Genomic DNA, 22518 nt, shown 5'->3' on the forward strand with positions numbered 1-22518 from the left:
GGGACCGACGGTCTTGCAGTGGACGCACAGCAGTCCTATAGTGCGCGCGAATCCACCCAGGCAGGATCCCCGCCATGAGCAAAAAACCGGCAAAGTCCCGGCCCAACAAGGCCAAATCCATCGTCGCCCAGCCCCTGTTCCGTTGCCGTCAGGAACGAGCGGAAAAGGGCAAAGGCAGCTACCGCCGCGAAGCCTTCCAATCGAGAGATTGGGAGGCTTCTTCCTTTATGGCTGCATGAAAAGGCAGGAAAACCGCAGGCATGATATGGTCGTCACCTGACCCGTATTACCTGGATTAGTGCATGCCTTTCCGCCTTCCCCGCCGTCGGCAATTCCGCCAGTTGAGCGCCGCTTCCAGCCTCGTCCTGCTCGTTGCCTGCGCCGAACACCCTACCGCCGCCGATGCCCTGCCCATCGCGCCGGTGCAGCCAGCGCCAGTCCTCACCCAGGCCACCCCGGCCGCCGATATCGAAATCCTGCCGCAGCAGACCTTCGCCCAATGGCAGGCCAACTTCCGTCAGCAAGCCCTGCAGGCCGGTGTCTCGGCCAGCCTGTTCGACCGCGTGTTCGCCGGCATCACTCCGGACATGGATGTGATCAAGGCCGACCGCAGCCAGCCTGAATTTACCCGGCCAGTCTGGGAATACCTCGAGGGCGCCCTGTCGCCGGTGCGTGTGCGCAATGGCAAAGCCCTGCTGGCTCAAAACAGCGAGTTGCTGGGGCGTATCGAACAGCGCTATGGCGTTGAACGGGACGTACTGGTGTCGGTGTGGGGCATGGAAAGCAACTTCGGCCAGTTCCAGGGCAACAAGTCGGTGATCCGCTCCCTGGCGACCCTGGCCTATGAAGGCCGCCGCCCCGTGTTTGCCCAGGAGCAGTTGCTGGCCGCGCTGAAGATCCTGCAGAACGGCGACATCGCTCCCGAGGCCATGCGTGGCTCCTGGGCCGGCGCGATGGGCCAGACCCAGTTCATTCCCACCACCTACGACACGCATGCGGTGGACTTCGATGGCGATGGCCGCCGCGATATCTGGAACAGCTCAGCCGACGCCCTCGCCTCCACTGCCCATTACCTGCAGAGTTCGGGCTGGAAGCGTGGCGAGCCGTGGGGCTTCGAGGTCACCGTGCCGAGCGGCTTCGACTACTGGATCGCCGATGGCGCGCAGCGCAAGACCGTTGCCGAATGGCTGCGCCTGGGCGTGCAACTGCCGGCGGGTGCCCGTGTCCCGGCCGGCAGCGAACAACTTTCCGCTGCCCTGCTGTTGCCCGCGGGCTACCGTGGCCCGGCGTTCCTGGTGCTGGACAACTTCCGCGCCATTCTCAAGTACAACAACTCGTCAGCCTACGCCCTGGCGGTCAGCCTGCTGAGCGAGCGCTTCGAGGGCTCGGGCTTCATTCGTGGTGCCTGGCCCAAGGATGACCTGCCGCTGAGCCGCAGCGAGCGGATCGAGCTGCAGGAGCTGCTCAATGCCAGCGGGCACGAGGCGGGGAATGCAGACGGGATCATTGGCGCCAATACCCGCAAGGCGATTCGCAATGCCCAGCAGCAGCGGGGCTGGCCGGCGGATGGATATCCGACCCATAAGCTGCTGGATAGCCTCAAGACTCGCTGAGCTCTCCCGGGCCCTATCGCTGGCAAGCCAGCTCCCACAAGGATTGCGTGCACCGCGGTCCCTGTGGGAGCTGGCTTGCCAGCGATGAGGCCCGAACAGACAACAAAAAGCCCCCGGACCTTCACAGGTACGGGGGCTTTTTCATGGCCGCGCGATCAGAGCTTGATCTTGGCCTCGTGCGCCTGCTGGTCAGCATGGTACGAGGAACGTACCAGCGGGCCGGAAGCGACGTTCTTGAAGCCCATCTTGTAGCCTTCCTCGGCGAACCAGGCGAAGGTGTCCGGGTGCACGAAACGCTGCACCGGCAGGTGGCTGCGCGATGGTTGCAGGTACTGGCCGAGGGTCAGCATGTCGATGTTGTGCTCGCGCATGCGCTGCATCACCTCGATCACTTCCTCGTCGGTCTCGCCCAGGCCCAGCATCAGGCCGGACTTGGTCGGTACGTGCGGCACCAGCTCCTTGAACTTCTCCAGCAGGGTCAGCGACCACTGGTAGTCCGAACCCGGACGCGCGGCCTTGTAAAGGCGCGGTACGGTTTCCAGGTTGTGGTTGAACACATCCGGCGGCTCCTGGGCAGTGATGGCCAGGGCCACGTCCATGCGGCCACGGTAGTCCGGCACCAGGGTTTCCAGTTGGACGCCCGGGGACAGCGCACGGATCTCGCGGATGCAGTCGGCAAAGTGCTGGGCACCGCCGTCACGCAGGTCGTCGCGGTCCACCGAGGTGATCACCACGTACTTCAGGCGCAGGTCGGCGATGGCGACCGCCAGGTTCTTCGGCTCGTCGACGTCCAGGGGCTTCGGACGCCCGTGGCCGACGTCGCAGAACGGGCAGCGACGGGTGCAGATGTCGCCCATGATCATGAAGGTCGCGGTACCGCCGGAGAAGCACTCGCCCAGGTTCGGGCAGGAGGCCTCTTCGCAGACGCTGTGCAGCTTGTGCTTGCGCAGCAGTTGCTTGATCCGGTCGACTTCCGGGGAAACCGGGATGCGCACGCGGATCCAGTCAGGCTTCTTCGGCAGTTCTTCGGTAGGAATGATCTTCACCGGGATGCGCGCAACCTTTTCGGCGCCACGCAGCTTCACACCGGCTTCAACCTTCGGCCGGGGGGCCGGGGTGGCGGTGCTTTGCACCGGCTCTTGCACAATAGTCATATTCAGTCGATTCCGCCCGCAAGGGTCGTCTGCTCAGCATAATCGAGGTGCTTGACCAGCTGTCCGCGCAGCCTTGCCCTTACCTCGGGGAGTTCGATAGGCCCGGCCTGGTCGCGCAGCTGGGTCATGGCCAGCCCCGCATACCCGCAGGGGTTGATTCGGAGAAAAGGCGCAAGGTCCATGTCCACGTTCAGGGCCAGGCCATGAAAGGAACAGCCGTTGCGAATCCGCAGGCCGAGGGAAGCGATCTTCGCCCCGTCGACGTAAACGCCCGGCGCATCGGGCTTGGCTGCCGCTTGCACACCATAACTGGCGAGCAGCTCGATCAGGCAATGCTCCATGCGCGTGACCAGGTCGCGCACGCCGAAACCGAGACGGCGCACATCCAGCAGCAGGTAGGCGACCAACTGGCCGGGGCCATGATAGGTCACCTGGCCGCCGCGGTCGGTCTGCACCACCGGGATGTCCCCCGGCACCAGCAGGTGCTCGGCCTTGCCGGCCTGGCCCTGGGTGAATACCGGAGGGTGCTCCACCAGCCAGATCTCGTCGCCGTGGCCGGGCTTGCGCTCGGCAGTGAAGCGACGCATGGCTTCCAGGACCGGTTCGTACGGCAGCAGCCCGAGCTCGCGAAAGCCGATGCTCGAGGACATCACAGCACCATGTGCACGAAACCGGTCGCGCGCAGGGCGCTGTTGATATCGCGCAATTGGTCTTCGCTGGTGGCTTCGATATGCAGTTGCACCGTGGTGTACTTGCCGGTGCTGCTCTGGCGCTCGGCCAGGGTCTTCAGATCGACCTTGGCATGCTTGCTCAGGATCTCGATCACGGTGTCCTTGAAATTGACCACGGTATCGCCGATCACCTTGATGGCGTAGTCCGGGCAGGGAAACTCGATTTTTGGCGACTTGACGTCAGCTTCGCTCATGGCAGTAACGGCCTCGTAAGCCGTGGCAGCAACAACGCCCCTGCGGGATGGCAGGGGCGTGGCAGGTCACGATATCAGTTGAACAAACCGTAGAAGAACAGGCGGATGCTATCCCACACCCGACGGAAGAAACCACCTTCCTCGACCGCGTCCAGCGCGATCAGATCGGCGCTGTGAACCACGCTGTCATCCAGTTTGACTTCCACTTTACCGATCACGTCACCTTTGGCGATCGGCGCCATCAGTTGCGGGTTCATGGTCATGCTGGCAGCCAGTTTCTTCAATTGGCCTTTAGGCAAAGTCATGGTCAGGTCTTCGGCCAGACCGGCCTTGACCTGGCTGGTGGTGCCTTTCCAGACCGGCGCCTGGGCCAGTTCGGTGCCCTTCTGGTAGAAGGTCTGGGTTTCGAAGAAGCGGAAGCCGTAGGTCAGCAGCTTCTGGGTCTCGGCAGCGCGGGACTGCTCGCTGTTGGTACCGAAGACCACGGCGATCAGGCGCATGCCGTCACGTACGGCGGAGGACACCATGCAGTAGCCGGCTTCCTCGGTGTGGCCGGTTTTCAGACCGTCGACGGTCTTGTCGCGCCACAGCAGCAGGTTGCGGTTCGGCTGCTTGATGTTGTTCCAGAAGAACTCCTTCTGCGAGTAGATCGCGTAGTGCGCCGGGTCTTCGTGGATGATCGCGCGGGCCAGCAGGGCCATGTCGTGCGCCGAGGAGTAGTGCTCGGGGTTCGGCAGGCCGGTCGGGTTCATGAAGTGGCTGTTGCTCATGCCCAGGTCGGTGGCAGTCTTGTTCATCATGTCGGCGAAGGCGTCTTCGCTGCCGGCGATGTGCTCGGAGATCGCCACGCTGGCGTCGTTGCCGGACTGGATGATGATGCCGTGCAGCAGGTCGCTGACGCTGACCTGGGTGCCGACCTTGATGAACATCCGCGAACCGCCGGTACGCCAGGCGTTTTCACTGACGGTCACCGGGTCGTTCTCGCCGATCTGGCCGCGACGGATCTCCAGGGTGGCGATGTAGGCGGTCATCAGCTTGGTCAGGCTCGCCGGAGGCAGGCGCTGGTCGCCATTGTTCTCGACCAGGATGTTGCCGCTGGAGGCTTCCATGAGCACGTAGGACTTGGCTGCCAGTTGCGGCGGCGACGGCATCATCTGCTCGGCGGCGAAGGCGGCCGGGGCGATCAGCAGCGGAACAAGCAGGCAAAGGCGTTTAGCAAAGGTGGTGATGTTCATCCGTCTCTCGAAATCGCTAATGGGCTCATGCCCCAAAGGGGCAAAACGTTAAAAAGGGCTGCGGCAAAGGGTCGCGCCCTGGAGCAAAACCGCCATTGTACATGGCTGTTCGCCCCCGCTACATGACAAACCGACCAGTCCCCCGGGTCAGTCCGCCGTCACTACCTTGGCCTGTCCAAGATTGGCCAGTCTTACGCTGTCCTGGGTCTGCTGGACCTCGCCCTGGCTGCGGATCGGGCCCAGACGCACGCGGTGCAGGGTCTGCTGGTTGCGCACGATGGAACTGATGAACACCGGCGCGCTGACCATGCCGCTCAACTTGGAGCGTAGCAACTCGGCGGCGTCCGGGTTGGCGAATGCACCGACCTGCAGGTAGGTACCACCATTGGCCGGGAGGCTGTTGCTGGCCACCTGCACCGGAACCACGGCGGCAGCGTGCTGCTGCGGCGGTGGCGTCCATTGCTCGACAGCGCCGGTGTTGGCCGGGATCGAGGTGGTCTGGGCGACCTGCGGTTCAGCCAGCACCATCGGCGCCTGGCGACCACGCTGGGCCCACCACTGCTGCGGGTCGATACCCTCGACGCGGACCCGGGCGGTGCCGGTTTCGGCATAACCGAGCTTCTTCGCCGCGGCGTAGGACAGGTCGATGATGCGGTCGGAATAGAATGGACCACGGTCGTTGACCCGCAGGATCACGCTGCGCCGGTTGTCCAGGTTGGTCACCTTGACGTAGGCCGGCAGCGGCAGGGTCTTGTGCGCCGCGCTCATGCCGTAGAGGTCATAGACCTCGCCGTTGGCGGTGTTCTGCCCGTGGAACTTGGTGCCGTACCAGGACGCGGTGCCCTCGGCCACGTAGTTGCGCGAGTCCGGGATCGGGTAGTAGGTCTTGCCCAGCACCGTGTACGGGTTGGCCTTGTAGTTGCCGGTGTGCACGGTCGGGGTGGCGTCGGGGATCTTCGACACGTCGACGTCCCACCACGGCGCGCCATCCTTGTGCGCCCGGTTGATGTCCAGGCCGGGCTGGGAGCGGATGGTGTTGCCGCTGTTGCTTTGCGTCGGACGACTGGACGTGCAGCTGACCAGCAGCGCACCAACGGCGATGCAGCCCAGCAGCTTGAGGGATGTTGCGGAGAACAGTTCGCGCATTACCGGGCGCCCCTTGCCTGAACCAGCAGGTCTGAAAGTTGATGTACCGCCATGGCGTACATCACGCTGCGGTTATAGCGAGTGATCGCGTAGAAGTTCTTCAGGCCGAGCCAGTATTCGGGGCCATTATCGCCTTCGAGCCGGAAAGCGGTGACCGGCAGATCATCGCGCAGCGCATCATGACTCGACCAGCCCAGTGCCCGCAACTCCCCCACGGTCTTGACCGGCTCGATGCCCGGGCTGAGGCCCTCATCGACCCGCTCGCCACGCACCATGGCGCGGCTTACCACCGGCTCGCCGGCGACCCAGCCGTGGCGCTTGAAGTAGCTGGCGACGCTGCCGATGGCATCGTCCGGGTTGTTCCAGATATTGATATGGCCGTCGCCGTCAAAGTCCACGGCATAGGCGCGGAAGCTGCTCGGCATGAACTGCGGCAGGCCCATGGCGCCGGCGTAGGAGCCTTTCAGGGTCAGCGGATCGACCTGCTCCTCGCGGGACAGCAGCAGGTATTCGCGCAGCTCCTTGCGGAAGAACGGCGCCCGCGGCGGGTAATCGAAGGCCAGGGTCGACAGCGCGTCGATCACCCGGTAGTTGCCGGTATTGCGGCCAAAGAAGGTCTCGACACCGATGATCGACACGATCACCTGGGCCGGCACCCCGTATTCCTGCTCGGCACGGGCCAGGACGGCCTCGTGCTGGCGCCAGAAGTCCACGCCACGGGCGACCCGGGCGTCGGTGAGGAACATCGGGCGATATTCCTTCCACGGCTTGACCCGCTCCGCCGGGCGCGAGATGGCGTCGAGGATCGCCTGCTTGCGCTGCGCCTCGCGGAACACGCCCATGAGCTGTTCGCCGGCAAAGCCGTAGTCGCGGGTCATCTCCCCGACGAATTCGGCCACCTGCGGCGAGCCGTCGTAGTCGCCGGCACTGGCCTGCTGGGCCCCGCCGAACAGACCCAGGAATCCCGCCAGGGGAACGTAACGGGCCATCCAGCCCCGTACTGCTTGCATCGAGAAATTCACCTTGTTCAAACCTGCGCGATCCATTTGCGGTGGGTGTGGATCGACATAAGAACGCCAAACGCTGACAGCAGCGTCACCAGCGAAGTTCCGCCATAGCTAATGAAGGGCAGCGGAACCCCCACCACGGGCAGCAAACCGCTGACCATACCGATATTGACGAAGACGTAGACGAAGAAGGTCATGGTCAGGCTGCCAGCCAGCAGCTTGCCGAACAGGGTCTGGGCCTGGGCGGTAATCACTAGCCCGCGACCGATCAACAGCAGGTAGATCAGCAACAGCGCGCAGATGCCCACCAGGCCGAACTCCTCGCCCATGACCGCGATGATGAAGTCGGTGTGGCTTTCCGGGAGGAAGTCCAGGTGCGACTGGGTGCCCAGTAGCCAGCCCTTGCCGAACACCCCGCCGGAACCGATCGCGGCCTTGGACTGGATGATGTTCCAGCCGGTGCCCAGCGGATCGCTTTCCGGGTCGAGGAAGGTCAGCACGCGCTGCTTCTGGTAGTCGTGCATGACGAAGAACCACATGGCCACGGCCACCGGTACCGCCGCCGTGACCACGCTGATGATCCAGCGCCAGCGCAGGCCGCCCATGAACAGCACGAAGGCGCCGGAAGCGAGGATCAGCAAGGCCGTGCCCAGGTCCGGCTGGCGGACGATGAGGATGAAGGGGATGCCGATCAGGATCAGGCTGATCAACACATGCTTCAGGTGCGGCGGCAGGGTGCGCTTGGACAGGTACCAGGCGATGGTCGCCGGCATGATGATCTTGAGGAATTCCGAGGGCTGGAAGCGGATTACCCCGGGAATGTTGATCCAGCGCGTGGCGCCCATGGCGTTGTGGCCCATGACGTCCACCACCACCAGCAGCAGCACCCCGACCACGTAGGCCAGCGGTACCCAGCGCGCCATGAAGCGCGGCTCCAGCTGGGCAATGATGAACATCGAGACCAGGCCGATGCCGAAGGACGAAGCCTGCTTGAGCAGCAGGTCCCAGTTCTTGCCACTGGCCGAGTACAGGACGAACAGGCTGCCGGCCGCGAGGGTCAGCAGCAGGACCAGCAACGGCCCGTCGATGTGGATGCGCTGCAGGAAGCTGGCGCGGCGGCGCATCACGTCCTCGCTGGAGAGCATGCGGTCGAAATTACTCTTCACAGGGCCGATTCCTGGGCAACGGAGCCGCTAGGGGCGTATTCGGGTTTGAGCTGGCCGCTTTCATTCAGCAGCCAGGCGTCCATCACCTGGCGCAGGACCGGGGCGGCGACGCCGGAGCCGGACTCGCCGTTCTCGACCATTACCGAAATCACGATCTTCGGATCCTCGGCCGGGGCGAAGCCGACGAACAGGGCGTGGTCGCGATGGCGCTCCTGGACCTTGCTGCGGTCGTACTTCTCGCCCTGCTTGATGGCCACGACCTGGGCCGTACCACTCTTGCCGGCGATGCGGTATTGCGCGCCGATGGCGGCCTTGCGCGCGGTCCCCCGGGCGCCGTGCATCACCTGCTCCATGCCATGGGTGACGCGGTTCCAGTCGGCCTTGTCGCGCAGGACGATGTCTTCCATCGGGTTCGGGTCCACCGGCGGCTGGCCCTCGATGCTCTTGGCCAGGTGCGGACGGTTCCACTTGCCCTTGCTGGCGATCAGCGCCGTGGCCTGGGCCAGTTGCAGCGGGGTGGCCTGCATGTAGCCCTGGCCGATCCCGAGGATCAGGGTCTCGCCGGGGAACCAGGCCTGGCGCCGGGTGGCGCGCTTCCACTCGCGGGACGGCATCAGCCCCGGCGATTCCTCGAACATGTCGAGGGCGACCTTCTGCCCGATGCCGAAGCGGTTCATGTAGCTGGACAGCTTGTCGATGCCCATCTTGTGCGCAAGATCGTAGAAATAGGTGTCGTTGGAACGCATGATCGCCGTGTCGAGGTCGACCCAGCCGTCACCGGTGCGGTTCCAGTTGCGGTACTTGTGATCGTAGTTGGGCAACTGGTAGTAGCCCGGGTCGAACACCCGGGTGGACGGGGTCACGGCCCCGGAATCCAGGCCGGCGATGGCCACCGCCGGCTTGATGGTCGAACCCGGCGGGTACAGGCCGCGCAGCACGCGGTTGAACAGCGGCCGGTCGATGGAATCGCGCAGTTCGGCATAGGCCTTGAAGCTGATGCCGGTGACGAACAGGTTCGGGTCGAAGCTCGGCTGGCTGACCATCGCCAGGACCTCGCCGGTACGCGGATCGAGGGCGACGATGGCGCCACGACGACCACCCAGGGCCTGCTCGGCCGCTTCCTGCAGCTTGATGTCGAGGCTCAGGACAATGTCCTTGCCGGGAATCGGGTCGGTGCGCTTGAGCACCCGCAGCACCCGGCCGCGGGCGTTGGTCTCGACTTCCTCGTAGCCCACCTGGCCGTGCAGCTCGGGCTCGTAGAAACGCTCGATGCCGGTCTTGCCGATATGGTGGGTGCCGCTGTAGTTGACCGGGTCGAGGGTCTTCAGCTCTTTCTCGTTGATCCGTCCGACATAGCCGACCGAGTGAGCGAAATGCGCGCCCTGTGGATAATGCCGTACCAGTTGCGCCACCACTTCCACGCCGGGCAGGCGGAACTGGTTAACGGCGATCCGGGCGATCTGCTCTTCGTTCAGCTCGAACAGGATCGGCACCGGCTCGAACGGCCGGCGCCCCTGCTTCATACGCTTTTCGAACAGCGCGCGATCATCCGGGGTCAGTTCCAGCACCTCGACGATCACATCGAGCACCTGCTGCCAGTCGCCGGAGCGCTCGCGGGTCATGCTCAGGCTGAAGCTCGGCCGGTTGTCGGCGATGATCACGCCATTGCGGTCGAAGATCAGCCCGCGGGTCGGCGGGATCGGCTGCACGTGCACCCGATTGTTCTCCGACAGCGTGGAGTGATAGTCGTACTGGATTACCTGCAGGTAGTACAGGCGGGCGATCAGCACACAAACCAGCAGCAGGATCGCCACCGCACCGACCACGACGCGGCTACGCACCAGACGGGCGTCTTTCTCGTGGTCCTTGAGGCGGATCGGCTGCGACATTGAAGAGGCTTACGGCTTATTTGTGATAAGGGTGCCCGGACAGAACCGTCCAGGCGCGATAAATCTGTTCGCCGATCAGAATCCGTACCAGGGGGTGCGGCAGGGTCAGCGGCGACAGCGACCAGCGCTGCTCGCTGCGCGCACAGACCTCCGGCGCCAGCCCTTCCGGGCCGCCGACCATGAGGTTGACGGTGCGCGAGTCGAGGCGCCAGCGGTCCAGTTCGACCGCCAGTTGCTCGGTACTCCACGGCTTGCCATGGACCTCGAGGGTAACGATCCGTTCCCCGGGCTGGACCTTGGCCAGCATGGCCTCGCCCTCCTGACGGATCAGGCGGGCGACGTCGGCGTTCTTGCCCCGGGTGTTGAGCGGGATTTCCACCAGTTCCAGGGACAGCTCCGACGGCAGGCGCTTGGCATATTCATGCCAGCCTTCCTCGACCCACTTGGGCATGCGCGAGCCGACCGCGATCAATCGCAGACGCACGACGCTACCTCAGTCCTGGTCTTTGTTGAGCTTGGTGAAGTGCTCATGGGTGTTTTCCGGGCTGTGGTGCTTGCCATCGGCGGCACGGCTCTGCTCGGCACCCAGCCACAGGCGCTCCAGGTCGTAGAACTGGCGGGCAGCGGCGGTCATCATGTGCACGATGACGTCGTTCAGGTCGAGCAGGACCCAGTCGCTGTCGCCCTTGCCTTCTTCGCCCAGGGGCATCACGCCCTTCTGCTTGACGATCTCGCGGACCTTCTCGGCCATCGCGTTGATCTGCCGGTTGGAGGTACCGGTGGCGATGATCATGTAGTCGGTCAGGCTGTGCTTGGCGCGCACGTCGATAACCTGGATGTCCTGGGCCTTGACTTCTTCCAGGGCCAGTTTGGCCAGCTGGACCAGCTCTTCGCCGGTGATTTTCTGCTTGGTCATATAAAACTCGTTTCAACTCATTGAAAGCGGCGCCCGTGGGCGCCTGCCGTTCTACGCACGGTAAAGCCCGTGCGTCTCGATATAGGCCAGTACTGCGTCCGGCACCAGGAACCTCACCGACTTGCCGCTGGCCAGCTGCTGTCGGATCTGCGTGGCGGACACCGAAAGCGGTGTCTGCCAGACGAACGAAATGTTCCCCGCCGGGCCGGACATGGCGGTGGGATCGCTCTCGGAGCGCGCAGCCAGCAGGTTGCGCAGCTCGTCTGGGGGTTCTACGTCGGCATCCGGGCGTTGCAGGACCAGGATGTGACAGTGTTTCAACAGCTCTTCCCAGCGATGCCAGCCAGGCAGGCCGCAAAAGGCATCCCAGCCCATCAGCAGGAAAAGCTGGTCGCTGGCGCCCAGTTCGGCGCGCAGCGACTCCAGGGTGTCGATGGTGTACGACGGCTTGTTTCGCGACAGCTCGCGGTCATCCACGCTCAGCCGCTCGACGCCCGCTACCGCACAACGCACCATCGCCAGGCGATCCTGCGCCGCCACCTGCGGGGTATCGCGGTGTGGCGGGCGGGCGTTGGGCAGCAGACGCAGCTCGTCCAGCTCCATGAACTCGGCTACTTCCAGCGCGCTGCGCAAGTGGCCGATGTGCACCGGGTCGAACGTGCCGCCAAGGATGCCGATCCGCCGGATCGCCGGGGCCTTGCTCAACGGATCAGGACTCCTGGCCGCGCAGCTGGCCGTCGCCGACGACCACGTATTTCTCGCAGGTCAGGCCTTCCAGGCCGACCGGGCCGCGGGCATGCAGCTTGTCGGTGGAAATGCCGATTTCCGCGCCCAGACCGTACTCGAAGCCATCGGCGAAGCAGGTCGGGGTGTTGATCATCACCGAGGCCGAGTCCACTTCGGCAACGAAACGCCGGGCCAGGCCCTGGTGTTCGGTGACGATGGAGTCGGTGTGGTGCGAACCGTAGTGGTTGATGTGCTCGATTGCCGCGTCGACGCCGTCGACGATGCGGATCGACAGGATCGCCGCCAGGTACTCGGTGTGCCAGTCTTCCTCGGTGGCCGGGTTGGCTTCGATGACCATGCGGGTGCGTTCGCAGCCGCGCAGTTCGACGCCTTTTTCCCGGAATTCACGGGCCATTTCCGGCAGGAACTCGGCAGCGACGCTCGAATCCACCAGCAGGGTTTCCATGGCGCCGCAGATGCCGTAGCGGTAGGTCTTGGCGTTGAAGGCGATGCGCCGGGCCTTGTCCAGCTCGGCGTGCTCGCCGACGTAGACGTGGCAGATGCCGTCCAGGTGCTTGATCACCGGAACCCGGGCATCACGGCTGATGCGCTCGATCAGGCCCTTGCCGCCGCGCGGAACGATGACGTCGACGAATTCCGGCATAGTGATCAGCGCACCCACGGCTTCGCGGTCGGTGACTTCCACCACCTGGACCACTGCCGCCGGCAGGCCGGCCTCGGCCAGGCCGCGCTGGATGCAGGCGGCGATGGCGCGATTGGAATGGATGGCCTCGGAGCCGCCACGCAGGATGGTGGCGTTGCCCGACTTGAGGCACAGGCTCGCGGCGTCGATGGTCACGTTCGGCCGCGACTCGTAGATGATCCCGATCACGCCAAGCGGCACGCGCATCTTGCCGACCTGGATGCCCGACGGCCGATAACTCATGTCGCGGATCGCACCCACCGGGTCCGGCAGGCTGGCGACCTGGCGCAGACCGACGATCATGCCGTCGATGCGTGCCGGGGTCAGGGCCAGGCGATCGAGCATGGCCGGCTCGAGGCCGTTGGCCCGGCCGGCGGCCAGATCCAGCTCGTTGGCTGCGGACAGTTCGGCGCGAGCGGCGTCCAGGGCGTTGGCGGCAGCGTGCAGCGCGCGGTTCTTCTGCGCGGTGCTGGCACGGCCGATGACGCGGGACGCCTCGCGGGCGGCGCGACCCAGGCGGGTCATGTAGTCAAGAACGGACTCAGTCATGGGGCTCAGTGTCTTGGCGGAGGGGAAAATCGGACGAGTATAACTGTCATGGGGTTGTACGCCCAGCGGTGACAGTCGGATGGTAGGGGGCGAGTCACAGATTTCCGCCCCCACAACCATCCCCTGTGGGAGCTGGCTTGCCAGCAATGAGGCCGACATGAGCAATGATGTTGCCCGATCTGGCCAAATCGCTGGCAAGCCAGCTCCCACAGGGTTCTCCGTCGCCTGGGATAACGCGTTCTTCGTTCAGCTTGAGTAAAGGAAGAAATTGCTATCATCCCGGCTTCCGTTCCCCATTCCAGAGCCACGATGCCGCACCCCGCCCCCCTGCCCGACAGCTTCTTCGACCGCGACGCCCAGGTCCTGGCCAAGGCCCTGCTGGGCAAGATCATCCGCCATCGCCAGGGCCCGTACTGGCTTTCCGCGCGGATCATCGAGACCGAGGCCTATTACCTCGACGAAAAAGGCAGCCACGCCTCCCTCGGCTACACCGAGAAACGCAAGGCGCTGTTCCTGGATGGCGGGCATATCTACATGTACTACGCCCGCGGCGGCGATTCGCTGAACTTCAGCGCCCAGGGCGCGGGTAACGCAGTGCTGATCAAGTCCGGCTTCCCCTGGGTGGATGCGGTCTCCGACAGCAATGCCTTGGCACAAATGCAGCTCAACAACCCCGACGCCAGCGGCGGCCTCCGCCCGCCCGAGCGCCTGTGCGCCGGCCAGACCCTGCTGTGCAAGGCCATGGGGCTGAAAGTGCCGAACTGGGACGCCAAGCGCTTCGATCCGGAGCAACTGTTCGTCGAAGACTGCGGAATCATCCCGCAACACATAATCCAGACCAGCCGGCTGGGCATTCCCCAAGGCCGCGACGAACATCTGCCGCTGCGTTTCGTCGATGCCGAATACGCTCGGTACTGCACACGGAACCCGCTGCGTCGCGGCCAAGTCGAAGGCCGCGACTTCTTCTTTCTGACACAAGGAAACTGAAACGATGGGCCCATGGCTCGACAGCCTCACCGGCTGGCTGACGATGAACCCGCAATGGCTGGGTCTGGCGATATTCCTGGTGGCCTTCGTGGAGTGCCTGGCGATCGCCGGGATCATCGTGCCCGGCACCGTCTTGCTGTTCGCCGTAGCCGTGCTGGCCGGCAGCGGCGCCCTGTCGCTGCATGAAACCCTGCTGCTGGGTTATTTCGGCGGACTGCTGGGGGATGCGGTGTCCTACACCCTGGGCCGACGCTTCCACCAGAACATCCGGCGCCTGCCCCTGTTGCGCCATCATCCGGAGTGGATCGGCAGCGCGGAAACCTATTTCCAGCGCTATGGCATCGCCAGCCTGCTGGTCGGCCGCTTCATCGGGCCGCTGCGGCCGATGCTGCCAATGGTCGCGGGGATGTTCGATATGCCGCTGCCGCGCTTTATCGCGGTCAGCCTGATTGCCGCTGCCGGTTGGTCGCTGGCCTACCTGCTGCCCGGCTGGGCCACCGGCGCGGCCATGCGCCTGCCGCTGCCGGAAGGTTTCTGGCCGCAGGCCGGGGTGGTTGCTGCTGGCCTGGCCATCCTGGTCGGGGTAAGCATCAACAGTTCACTGCGCGCCCAGCCCCGCGGCACCCGCCTGATCGCGGCGGTCAGCCTGGTGATGCTGGCGACGATCTTCTTCGGCTGGCCCTACCTGACCCACCTCGATCAGGGCCTGATGACGCTGGTCCAGGAACATCGCAGCGATTACCTGAACAGCATCATGGTGCTGATCACCCGCCTCGGCGATTTCCACACCCAGTTCACCGTCGCCGCCGTGCTGGTTGCCCTGCTCCTGCTGACCCGGCAATGGCGCCCGGCGTTCTTCGCCGCCGCGACCCTGGGCGGCACGGCAATCTGCAACGCCGGCCTTAAATGGTTCTTCGCCCGCGCCCGCCCGGAAGTGCTGAGCGACCCGCTGACCAGCTACAGCATGCCCAGCGGCCACAGCTCGGCCTCCTTCGCCTTCTTCCTGACCCTCGCGGTACTGGCCGGGCGCAGCCAACCGCCGCGCATGCGCCTGACCTGGCTCCTGCTGGGCTGCCTGCCGGCGCTGTCGATCGCGATGTCGCGGGTCTATCTCGGCGTGCACTGGCCGACCGATATCCTCGCCGGTGGCCTGCTGGCCTGCTGCGTATGCGCCTTGAGCCTGACCGTGATCCAGTATCGCGAGCCGCTGAATGCCCTGTCGCTGCGGGTGTGGTGGCTGATCCTGCCGGCCTGCGTCGGCGTGCTGGCATTCTTTGCCCTGCACGCCTTGCCGAATGCCTTGCAGCGCTACTCGTACTGAGGATCAGGCAAAGAGCTCGCCCTGAATGCGGTCCAGCAGCGACTGGATCGCTACCAGTTTCTGGGTGGGGGAGTCGATGGCCAGCAGCTTGAGCTTGTCCTGGTCATCGAAGGGCAGCAGATAGGCCAACTGATTGGCCAGGGCCTGCTTGCCGGTGACCTGGCTGGCCATGTCCAGGCCCGAGACCATCGGGTGTTCGGCCAGGGCCAGCAGCAGCGCCAGCAGGTCATCGTCTTCTTCATCGAGCGGCTGGTCGGTCTGCTCGTCGAGCCAGCGCACCTCGGCCACCAGCAGGTTGTCCTTGCGCACTTCGAAGTCGTCGACCATGAAGCGCCGCTCGCCCTTCACCCGAATCCCCAGCAGGCCGTTGTCCTGCTGCTGGAAATCCTCGATCAGCGCCTGGCAGCCGATCCCGGCGAAGGACTCCGGCGCCCGGCCGACCTGCTCGCCTTCAAGGATGCACACCACGCCAAAGCCGCCGCCCTGCTTCATGCAGCGACCGATCATGTCCAGGTAACGCGCCTCGAAAATCTGCAAATCCAGGTTACAGCCGGGGAACAGCACGGTATTCAGGGTAAACAGGGGCAAACTCATTGCAGCTCCTCAGGCAACCAGGCTGACCGCCAGCGGCAGGAACACCGCGGTGGCCACGCCCATCAGGCTCATGGCCAGGGCTGCGAAAGCCCCGCACTCTTCACTTTCCTGCAAGGCCACCGACGTCCCCACCGCGTGGGCGGTCAGGCCCAGGGCCATGCCCCGGGCCTCGGGGCTGCGCACGCCAAGGCGGGTCAGCAGCGCCGGGCCGAAGATCGCCCCGATCACCCCGGTGATCAGCACGAACACCGCCGCCAGGGCCGCCACGCCGCCGATCTGCTCGGCCACCAGCATGGCGATGGGCGAGGTCACCGATTTCGGCGCCAGGGTCATCAGGATCATGTGCTCGGCACCGAACCACCAGCCCAGCAGCAGGCAGATGCCGGTGGCGAACACGCCTCCGACTACCAGCGTAGTAAAGGTCGGCCAGAACAGTTGGCGAATACGCCGCAGGTTGAGGTAGAGCGGGACCGCCAGGGCCACCGTGGCCGGGCCGAGGAGAATGTTCATGATCTCCGTGCTCTTGCGGTACTCGGCGTAGGTCAGGCCGCAACTCAGCAGCACGCCGACCACCACCAGCATGGAAACCAGCACCGGCTGGAGGAAGATCCAGCGGGTTTTCTCGTAGGCGGCGATGACGATCTGGTACGCCGCCAGGGTAATGCCGATGCCGAACAGCGGATGATGGATCACCGCCTGGGTCGCGCCATGCCAGTCGAGCATCACGAACGTCCCCCGGAATGCTTGCTGCGGTTGATCATCTTCTGCATCAGCACGCCGCAGAAGGCCATGGCCAGGATCAGCGACAGTACCAGCGCGCCGGCGATTGCCCAGAAATCGGCGACGATATCCGCGGCATAGACCATCACTCCCACGGCCGGCGGCACCAACAGCAACGGCAGGTAGCGCAGCAGGCTGGACGACGCCTCGCTCAGCGGCGCCCCGACCTCACCGCGCACCATGAGGAATATCAGCAACAGCACCAGGCCAATGATCGGCCCCGGCAAAATGGGCACCAGCAGGTGATTGATCGCCGTCCCCAGCAACTGGAACAGCACGAGCCACGTCAAACCGCGCAACAACATCGCATACCTCCCTCGAACCTGGCGGCCATTATAAGCACGCTATCGACCCGCCTATAACTCGACATTCGCCCGGGGCATGGGCACTTGACCCGGCCATCATCGCGTGCTGATCTTAGGCGTTCGAATCGTTGTCGGTCACAAATCATTCAAGGACAGTCAGGAGAGTCGCGATGCCCTATGTACCCGTTGCAGAGCTGTCGCAGTACGTTGGTAAGGAACTGGGACGTTCCGAATGGCTGAAGATCGATCAAGAGCGGATCAACCTGTTCGCCGAGGCCACCGGGGACTTCCAGTTCATCCATGTGGACCCGGCCAAGGCGGCAAAAACGCCATTTGGCAGCACCATCGCCCATGGTTTTCTCAGCCTGTCGCTGATTCCCAAGCTGATGGAAGACATCCTGGTCCTGCCTGAAGGGCTGAAGATGGTGGTGAACTATGGCCTGGACAGCGTGCGTTTCATCCAGCCGGTGAAAGTGGATTCGCGGGTGCGCCTGGCGGTCAGCCTGACCGACGTCACCGAGAAGAAACCCGGCCAGTGGCTGCTCAAGGCGACCGTCGCCCTGGAAATCGAAGGCGAAGAAAAACCGGCGTACATCGCCGAACCGCTCTCCCTCGCCTTCGTCTGAACCCCGCCTGCCGAAACGGCCCACGGGCCGTTTCACCCTCACCCGGCTTCTGCGGCATACTCGGGGCCTGAACCGTCCGGACCCCGCCATGCGCCCTATCGTTCCATTTGCCTTGATGCTCCTGCTCGCTGCCTGCGGTGACGGGGAATCGCTGTCGCCACCCGATGCCCGCCTGCCCGACGGCGGCCGCTACCGGGGCGAGGTGGTGGACGGCCTGCTGCAGGGCGAAGGGCGCATCGACTACCCCAATGGCAGTTGGTACGCCGGGCATTTCAGCAATGGCCAGTGGGACGGCCAGGGTGAATGGCACGGCAGCAATGGAGAGGTCTATATCGGGCAGTTCCAGCAGGGGCTGTTCCAGGGCCAGGGCAAGCTGACCACCGCCACCAGCAGCTACACCGGCGGCTTCAAGCTGGGTCGGCGCGATGGCGAAGGCACCTTGCATGACGGCGCCCAACGCTACAGCGGGCAGTTCAAGGACGACCAGTACAACGGCGCCGGCAAGCTGGTACTCGCCGATGGCAGCCAGTACCAAGGCCAGTTCGCCAAGGGCAAGCCCCATGGCGAAGGCGTACGCAGCGACACCAGCGGCAACCAGTTCAGCGGGCGCTTCGTCGAGGGCGAGCTGAACGGCACCGGAACCTTCAGCAGCGCCGAGGGCGATCAGTACATCGGCGAGTTCAAGGCCAATCACCTGGAAGGTCGCGGCCGTTACGAGAACGTCGACGGCGATGTGTGGATCGGCGAATTCAAGGATGGCTCGCTGAGCGGGCCTGGCGAGCTGTTCGGCGTGGATGGCAGCCATTACAAGGGTGGCTTCCGTGACTGGCGCTTCGCCGGCAAGGGTCGCCTGCAACTGGCAGATGGCAGCGTCTATACCGGCGGGTTCGAGAACGATGCGTACCAGGGCACCGGGCGCCTGGTCCTGCCGGACGGCAAGGTCGAGGGTGGGCACTGGATCAACGGCCTGCGGGTCCGAGACGAGAAGGGACACCTGCTGCCCGACCCGCTGGAGCAGGCGCTGCTGAACCAGGGCGCGCTGCTGGAGCGGGAACTGGCCAAGGTTCCTGCCTCCAGCGGATCCATCGACCTGTACAGCCTGACCCTGGCCGGCGACGGCAACCAGAGCGTGTTCATGCGCGAAGCCGACTATGTCAGCGACATGCTCAAGACCCGGTTCGGGGCGGTCGGCCAGATCACCTTGGTCAACCACCGCGACCACCTGGCCGACCGCGTCATGGCCACCCGCGAGAACCTCGCCCGCTCGGCCCGGCGCCTGGCCGAGCGCAGCGGCCCGGACGACCTGGTGTTCATCTACCTGACTACCCACGGCAGCCACGAACACGAACTGGTGCTGGACCAACCGCGCCTGCAACTGGCCGACCTGCCGGCCGACGAACTGGCTGCCGCCCTCGCACCGCTCAAGGAACGCGACAAGGTGATTGTCATCTCCGCGTGCTATTCCGGTGGCTATATCGAACCGCTCAAGGACGAGCGCACCCTGATCATGACCGCCTCGCGGGCCGACCGGGTCTCGTTCGGCTGCTCGGAAGAGGCGGACTTCACCTATTTCGGCGACGCCCTGTTCGCCCAGGCGCTGAACCAGACCGACGATCTGCTGCAAGCCTTCGAACTTGCCAAGGCCCATGTGGCCCAACGGGAACAGGCCGAGGATTTCGAGGCATCCGAACCGCAGATCTGGGCCCCGAAAGGCGTACTGGCACATTGGCAAAAATTGCGCCAGCAACAAGCCCGCAAGGCCCTGCAAAGTACTGCGACGGCTGAGGAAAAAAGCCCCGCCAGCCACTAAGCTGGAGTTGTACCAAGGGAGAAACATCATGTACCTGACGCCGCAGCATATCCTGCTTGCCGGAGCTACCGGCCTTACCGGTGAACACCTGCTGGATCGCCTGCTCAGCGAGCCGACCATCAGCCGTGTGCTCGCGCCCACTCGCCGGCCGCTGGCCGAGCATCCGCATCTGGAGAACCCGGTGGGGGATCCGGCGGTGTTCCTGCCGCAACTGAGCGGCCGGGTAGATATCGCCTTCTGCTGCCTGGGCACCACGATCAAGCAGGCCGGCTCGGAAAATGCCTTCCGGGCGGTGGACCTGGACATGGTGGTGGCCTTCAGCAAACGTGCCCGGGAGATGGGGGCGCGGCATTTGCTGGTGGTGAGTGCGATTGGCGCCGACGCGAAATCGTCGATCTTCTACAACCGGGTCAAGGGCGAGATGGAAGAAGCCTTGAAGGCCCAGGACTGGCCGCAACTGACCATCGCCCGGCCGTCGTTGCTGCTGGGGGAACGTAGCGAGCCGCGGTTGGCGGAGAAGGTGGCCGGCGGGTTGTCACGCTTGATTCCGGGCAAGTACCACGGGATCGAGGCTTGCCAACTGGCCAGGGCGCTGTGGCGGCTGGCGCTGGAAGAGCAGGATGGGATTAGGGTGGTGGAGTCCGATGAACTCCGCAAATTGGGGAAATGATCCAATGGCCTCATCGCTGGCAAGCCAGCTCCCACAGGGACCGCGTGCGCCGCAGAATGAGCTGGCTTGCCAGCGATGAGGCCCTAGAGTCCACCCGAAGCCTGGAATCCCACACCCAGCACCGTCAACACCGACAACGGCAACAACACCGTATCCAGCACCATGCTCCCCGGCAGGTCCAGCCCCGGATACTTCGGCGCTTCTGCCCCAAAGCGATCCGCCGCACAACACCCGCCCTGCATCGCATACAGGTCCAGCCGTGTCCCGGAATACACCACCGGCGCGCCGGGCATGGCGGCATCCAGTGTGCGCACCGTGGCGCAGCCGGTAGCGCAGAGCACCACCAGCAGCGCGAACACCAGCGACTTCACTCCTCGCCACCGAAGTGATGCTCACCCCAGCGCGGCAGCATGTCCTGGGGGATGTTCAGCAGGTTGAGGATCCGCGCCACGACGAAGTCCACCAGGTCATCGATGGTCTGTGGCTGGTGATAGAAGCCCGGCGCCGCCGGCAGGATCACCGCGCCCATCTGCGACAGCTTGAGCATGTTCTCCAGGTGAATGGTGGAGAACGGCGCCTCACGCGGCACCAGGATCAACTGGCGACGCTCCTTGAGGGTAACGTCTGCCGCCCGCTCGATCAGGTTGTTGCAGGCGCCGGTGGCAATCGCCGACAGCGTGCCGGTGGAACAAGGCACCACCACCATCGCCGCCGGGGCGCCGGAGCCCGAGGCCACCGGCGACATCCAGTCTTCCTTGCCATACACCCGGATCTGCCCGGCAGCCGCGCCGGTGTACTCGGTGAGGAAGGCCTGCATGGCCTGGGGCTTGGCCGGCAGGATCACGTCGGTTTCGGTGGACATCACCAGTTGCGCCGCCTTGGAGATCAGGAAGTGCACCTCACGGTCCTCGCGCACCAGGCAATCCAGCAGGCGCAGGCCGTACTGCGCCCCGGAGGCGCCGGTCATGGCCAGGGTGATGCGTTCCGGCCCGCTCATCCGCGCAGCGCCTCGGCCAGCTTGCCATGCAGGCCGCCGAAGCCACCGTTGCTCATGATCACCACCTGGGTGCCGGCCCGGGCCTGGCCCTTGACCCGCTCGATGATGGCCTCAAGGCTGTCCGCCACCACGGCTGGCACCGCGCACTGCGCGGCAGTGCCCGCCAGGTCCCAGCCGAGGTTCGGCGGCGCGTACCAGATCACCTGGTCGGCATCCTTGACGCTTTCCGGCAGGCCGTCGCGGTGGGCGCCGAGCTTCATGGAGTTGGAGCGGGGTTCGATCACCGCAATCACCGGGGCATCGCCAACCCGCTTGCGCAGGCCGTCGAGGGTGGTGGCGATGGCGGTCGGGTGGTGGGCGAAGTCGTCATAGATGGTGATGCCGTTGACTTCGGCGACCTTCTCCATGCGCCGCTTGACGCTCTTGAACGCGCTCAGCGCATCGATACCCATGGACGGGACGACACCGACATGCCGTGCCGCCGCCAGGGTGGCCAGGGCGTTGGCGACGTTGTGCTGGCCGGTCAGTTCCCACTCGACCACGCCCTGCACTTCGCCGTCGAAACTGACTTCGAAGCGCGAGCCATCATCGCTGAGCAGGCGCACCTGCCATTGACCGCCGGCACCGGTGGTCTGCACCGGGGTCCAGCAGCCCATGTCGATCACGCGCTTGATCGCCGGCTCGGTGGTCGGGTGAATGACCAGGCCTTCGCTCGGGATGGTCCGCACCAGATGGTGGAACTGTCGCTCGATCGCCGCCAGGTCCGGGAAGATATCCGCGTGATCGAACTCGAGGTTATTCAGGATCGCGGTACGCGGGCGGTAGTGTACGAATTTCGAGCGCTTGTCGAAGAAGGCGCTGTCGTATTCGTCGGCCTCGACCACGAAGAACGGCGTTCCTCCAATACGTGCCGAGACCGAGAAGTTCTGCGGTACGCCGCCGATCAGGAAGCCCGGGCTCATCCCGGCGTGCTCCAGGACCCAGGCCAGCATGCTGCTGGTGGTGGTCTTGCCATGGGTGCCGGCGACCGCCAGGACCCAGCGCCCCTGCAGCACATGGTCGGCCAGCCACTGTGGGCCGGAGACGTAGGGCAGGCCCTTGTTCAGCACATGTTCCACCGCCGGGTTGCCTCGCGACAGGGCGTTGCCGATCACCACCAGGTCGGGAGCCGGGTCCAGTTGCGCCGGGTCATAGCCTTGGGTCAGGGCGATGCCCTGGGCTTCGAGCTGGGTGCTCATCGGTGGATAGACGTTGGCATCGGAGCCGGTGACATGGTGGCCGAGCTCCTTGGCCAGTACCGCCAGCGAGCCCATGAAAGTGCCACAGATACCAAGAATATGAATGTGCATGGTCAACCTCGGAAAACGTGCAGGCAGGGTAGCCCAGAGGGGGAAAAATC

At 64.8% G+C, this 22518-nt stretch carries 25 protein-coding genes; 7 read left to right on the top strand and 18 right to left on the bottom strand.

All coding sequences use genetic code 11. The features are described 5' to 3' along the window. Window positions 1-74: 74 nt before the first annotated feature. Both arfA and AC2CQI_RS17070 read left to right on the top strand, forming a co-directional pair. Window positions 75-239 (top strand): alternative ribosome rescue factor ArfA, encoded by a 165-nt coding sequence (gene arfA / locus AC2CQI_RS17065; protein ID WP_075802239.1) that lies wholly within the window; start codon window positions 75-77, stop codon window positions 237-239. 63 nt (window positions 240-302) lie between these two features. Next, a complete protein-coding gene (locus tag AC2CQI_RS17070) occupies window positions 303-1613 on the top strand; it encodes a lytic murein transglycosylase (protein WP_075802240.1) in 1311 nt (436 codons plus the stop codon). A gap of 155 nt (window positions 1614-1768) precedes the next feature. On the opposite strand, the gene lipA is transcribed toward AC2CQI_RS17070, so the two are convergent. The 12 genes from lipA to AC2CQI_RS17130 all read right to left on the bottom strand — a co-directional run bounded on the left by lipA (window position 1769) and on the right by AC2CQI_RS17130 (window position 13029). Next, window positions 1769-2767 carry a lipoyl synthase gene (gene lipA / locus AC2CQI_RS17075; protein ID WP_075802241.1) on the bottom strand — a complete coding sequence of 333 codons (999 nt, stop codon included), beginning with the start codon at window positions 2765-2767 and terminating at the stop codon, window positions 1769-1771. 2 nt (window positions 2768-2769) lie between these two features. Further along, complete coding sequence (gene lipB / locus AC2CQI_RS17080; RefSeq protein ID WP_484577403.1) at window positions 2770-3417, bottom strand: lipoyl(octanoyl) transferase LipB; 648 nt, start codon at window positions 3415-3417, stop codon at window positions 2770-2772. Then, entirely contained in the window at window positions 3417-3692 is a 276-nt protein-coding gene (locus tag AC2CQI_RS17085) for a DUF493 domain-containing protein (RefSeq protein ID WP_075802243.1), read from the bottom strand. The genes lipB and AC2CQI_RS17085 overlap by 1 nt, the downstream gene beginning before the upstream one ends. A gap of 74 nt (window positions 3693-3766) precedes the next feature. Further along, window positions 3767-4927 (bottom strand): D-alanyl-D-alanine carboxypeptidase family protein, encoded by a 1161-nt coding sequence (locus AC2CQI_RS17090; protein ID WP_075802244.1) that lies wholly within the window; start codon window positions 4925-4927, stop codon window positions 3767-3769. A 147-nt stretch (window positions 4928-5074) separates the two neighbouring features. Further along, a complete protein-coding gene (locus tag AC2CQI_RS17095) occupies window positions 5075-6073 on the bottom strand; it encodes a septal ring lytic transglycosylase RlpA family protein (RefSeq protein WP_484577404.1) in 999 nt (332 codons plus the stop codon). Further along, entirely contained in the window at window positions 6073-7083 is a 1011-nt protein-coding gene (gene mltB, locus AC2CQI_RS17100; RefSeq protein WP_075802299.1) for a lytic murein transglycosylase B, read from the bottom strand. The genes AC2CQI_RS17095 and mltB overlap by 1 nt, the downstream gene beginning before the upstream one ends. Before the next feature lie 17 nt (window positions 7084-7100). Next, a complete protein-coding gene (rodA, locus tag AC2CQI_RS17105; RefSeq protein ID WP_178391971.1) occupies window positions 7101-8204 on the bottom strand; it encodes a rod shape-determining protein RodA in 1104 nt (367 codons plus the stop codon). Window positions 8205-8242: 38 nt separating this feature from the next. Further along, window positions 8243-10135 carry a penicillin-binding protein 2 gene (gene mrdA, locus AC2CQI_RS17110; protein WP_075802247.1) on the bottom strand — a complete coding sequence of 631 codons (1893 nt, stop codon included), beginning with the start codon at window positions 10133-10135 and terminating at the stop codon, window positions 8243-8245. 16 nt (window positions 10136-10151) lie between these two features. After that, window positions 10152-10619 carry a 23S rRNA (pseudouridine(1915)-N(3))-methyltransferase RlmH gene (gene rlmH / locus AC2CQI_RS17115; RefSeq protein ID WP_009397919.1) on the bottom strand — a complete coding sequence of 156 codons (468 nt, stop codon included), beginning with the start codon at window positions 10617-10619 and terminating at the stop codon, window positions 10152-10154. A 9-nt stretch (window positions 10620-10628) separates the two neighbouring features. Continuing rightward, entirely contained in the window at window positions 10629-11051 is a 423-nt protein-coding gene (gene rsfS, locus AC2CQI_RS17120) for a ribosome silencing factor (RefSeq protein ID WP_075802248.1), read from the bottom strand. Window positions 11052-11102: 51 nt separating this feature from the next. After that, the gene (gene nadD, locus AC2CQI_RS17125; RefSeq protein ID WP_075802249.1) at window positions 11103-11756 is read right to left on the bottom strand and encodes a nicotinate-nucleotide adenylyltransferase; all 654 of its coding nucleotides are present in this window, start codon (window positions 11754-11756) and stop codon (window positions 11103-11105) included. Window positions 11757-11760: 4 nt separating this feature from the next. Next, window positions 11761-13029, bottom strand: coding sequence for a glutamate-5-semialdehyde dehydrogenase (locus AC2CQI_RS17130; protein WP_075802250.1), 1269 nt, complete (start codon window positions 13027-13029; stop codon window positions 11761-11763). A gap of 309 nt (window positions 13030-13338) precedes the next feature. Here AC2CQI_RS17130 and AC2CQI_RS17135 point away from each other — a divergent pair, with 309 nt between their 5' ends. Together AC2CQI_RS17135 and AC2CQI_RS17140 are read left to right on the top strand one after the other, a co-directional pair. After that, window positions 13339-14016: a DNA-3-methyladenine glycosylase gene (locus tag AC2CQI_RS17135; RefSeq protein WP_484577405.1), complete on the top strand. Its 678-nt coding sequence runs from the start codon at window positions 13339-13341 to the stop codon at window positions 14014-14016. Between the two features lie 4 nt (window positions 14017-14020). Next, a complete protein-coding gene (locus tag AC2CQI_RS17140) occupies window positions 14021-15337 on the top strand; it encodes a bifunctional DedA family/phosphatase PAP2 family protein (protein WP_484577406.1) in 1317 nt (438 codons plus the stop codon). A 3-nt stretch (window positions 15338-15340) separates the two neighbouring features. On the opposite strand, the gene AC2CQI_RS17145 is transcribed toward AC2CQI_RS17140, so the two are convergent. From AC2CQI_RS17145 to AC2CQI_RS17155, 3 genes are read right to left on the bottom strand one after another with little or no spacing between them, the layout of a single operon-like run. After that, window positions 15341-15931: an LON peptidase substrate-binding domain-containing protein gene (locus AC2CQI_RS17145; RefSeq protein ID WP_484577407.1), complete on the bottom strand. Its 591-nt coding sequence runs from the start codon at window positions 15929-15931 to the stop codon at window positions 15341-15343. Window positions 15932-15940: 9 nt separating this feature from the next. Next, window positions 15941-16654, bottom strand: a complete 714-nt coding sequence (locus AC2CQI_RS17150; RefSeq protein WP_178391968.1) for an LrgB family protein — start codon at window positions 16652-16654, stop codon at window positions 15941-15943. Then, the gene (locus AC2CQI_RS17155; protein ID WP_484577408.1) at window positions 16654-17016 is read right to left on the bottom strand and encodes a CidA/LrgA family protein; all 363 of its coding nucleotides are present in this window, start codon (window positions 17014-17016) and stop codon (window positions 16654-16656) included. Before AC2CQI_RS17155 ends, AC2CQI_RS17150 begins: the two co-directional genes overlap by 1 nt. Before the next feature lie 170 nt (window positions 17017-17186). Here AC2CQI_RS17155 and AC2CQI_RS17160 point away from each other — a divergent pair, with 170 nt between their 5' ends. From AC2CQI_RS17160 to AC2CQI_RS17170, 3 genes are all read left to right on the top strand, one after another. Continuing rightward, window positions 17187-17642, top strand: a complete 456-nt coding sequence (locus tag AC2CQI_RS17160; RefSeq protein WP_484577409.1) for a MaoC family dehydratase — start codon at window positions 17187-17189, stop codon at window positions 17640-17642. 88 nt (window positions 17643-17730) lie between these two features. Next, window positions 17731-19452 carry a C13 family peptidase gene (locus AC2CQI_RS17165; RefSeq protein WP_484577410.1) on the top strand — a complete coding sequence of 574 codons (1722 nt, stop codon included), beginning with the start codon at window positions 17731-17733 and terminating at the stop codon, window positions 19450-19452. A gap of 28 nt (window positions 19453-19480) precedes the next feature. After that, window positions 19481-20122, top strand: coding sequence for an oxidoreductase (locus tag AC2CQI_RS17170; RefSeq protein ID WP_075802258.1), 642 nt, complete (start codon window positions 19481-19483; stop codon window positions 20120-20122). An 83-nt stretch (window positions 20123-20205) separates the two neighbouring features. Here AC2CQI_RS17170 and AC2CQI_RS17175 read toward each other — a convergent pair whose 3' ends face one another. Genes AC2CQI_RS17175 through mpl form a run of 3 tightly spaced genes read right to left on the bottom strand, consistent with a single transcriptional unit; the run spans window position 20206 to window position 22468 of the window. After that, window positions 20206-20484 (bottom strand): YceK/YidQ family lipoprotein, encoded by a 279-nt coding sequence (locus tag AC2CQI_RS17175; protein WP_484580631.1) that lies wholly within the window; start codon window positions 20482-20484, stop codon window positions 20206-20208. Window positions 20485-20489: 5 nt separating this feature from the next. Further along, window positions 20490-21119 carry a flavin prenyltransferase UbiX gene (gene ubiX / locus AC2CQI_RS17180; protein ID WP_075802260.1) on the bottom strand — a complete coding sequence of 210 codons (630 nt, stop codon included), beginning with the start codon at window positions 21117-21119 and terminating at the stop codon, window positions 20490-20492. Next, a complete protein-coding gene (gene mpl / locus AC2CQI_RS17185) occupies window positions 21116-22468 on the bottom strand; it encodes a UDP-N-acetylmuramate:L-alanyl-gamma-D-glutamyl-meso-diaminopimelate ligase (protein ID WP_484577411.1) in 1353 nt (450 codons plus the stop codon). The genes ubiX and mpl overlap by 4 nt, the downstream gene beginning before the upstream one ends. Window positions 22469-22518 lie beyond the last annotated feature (50 nt).

It is taken from the genome of Pseudomonas sp. P2S-1, assembly GCF_057197725.1.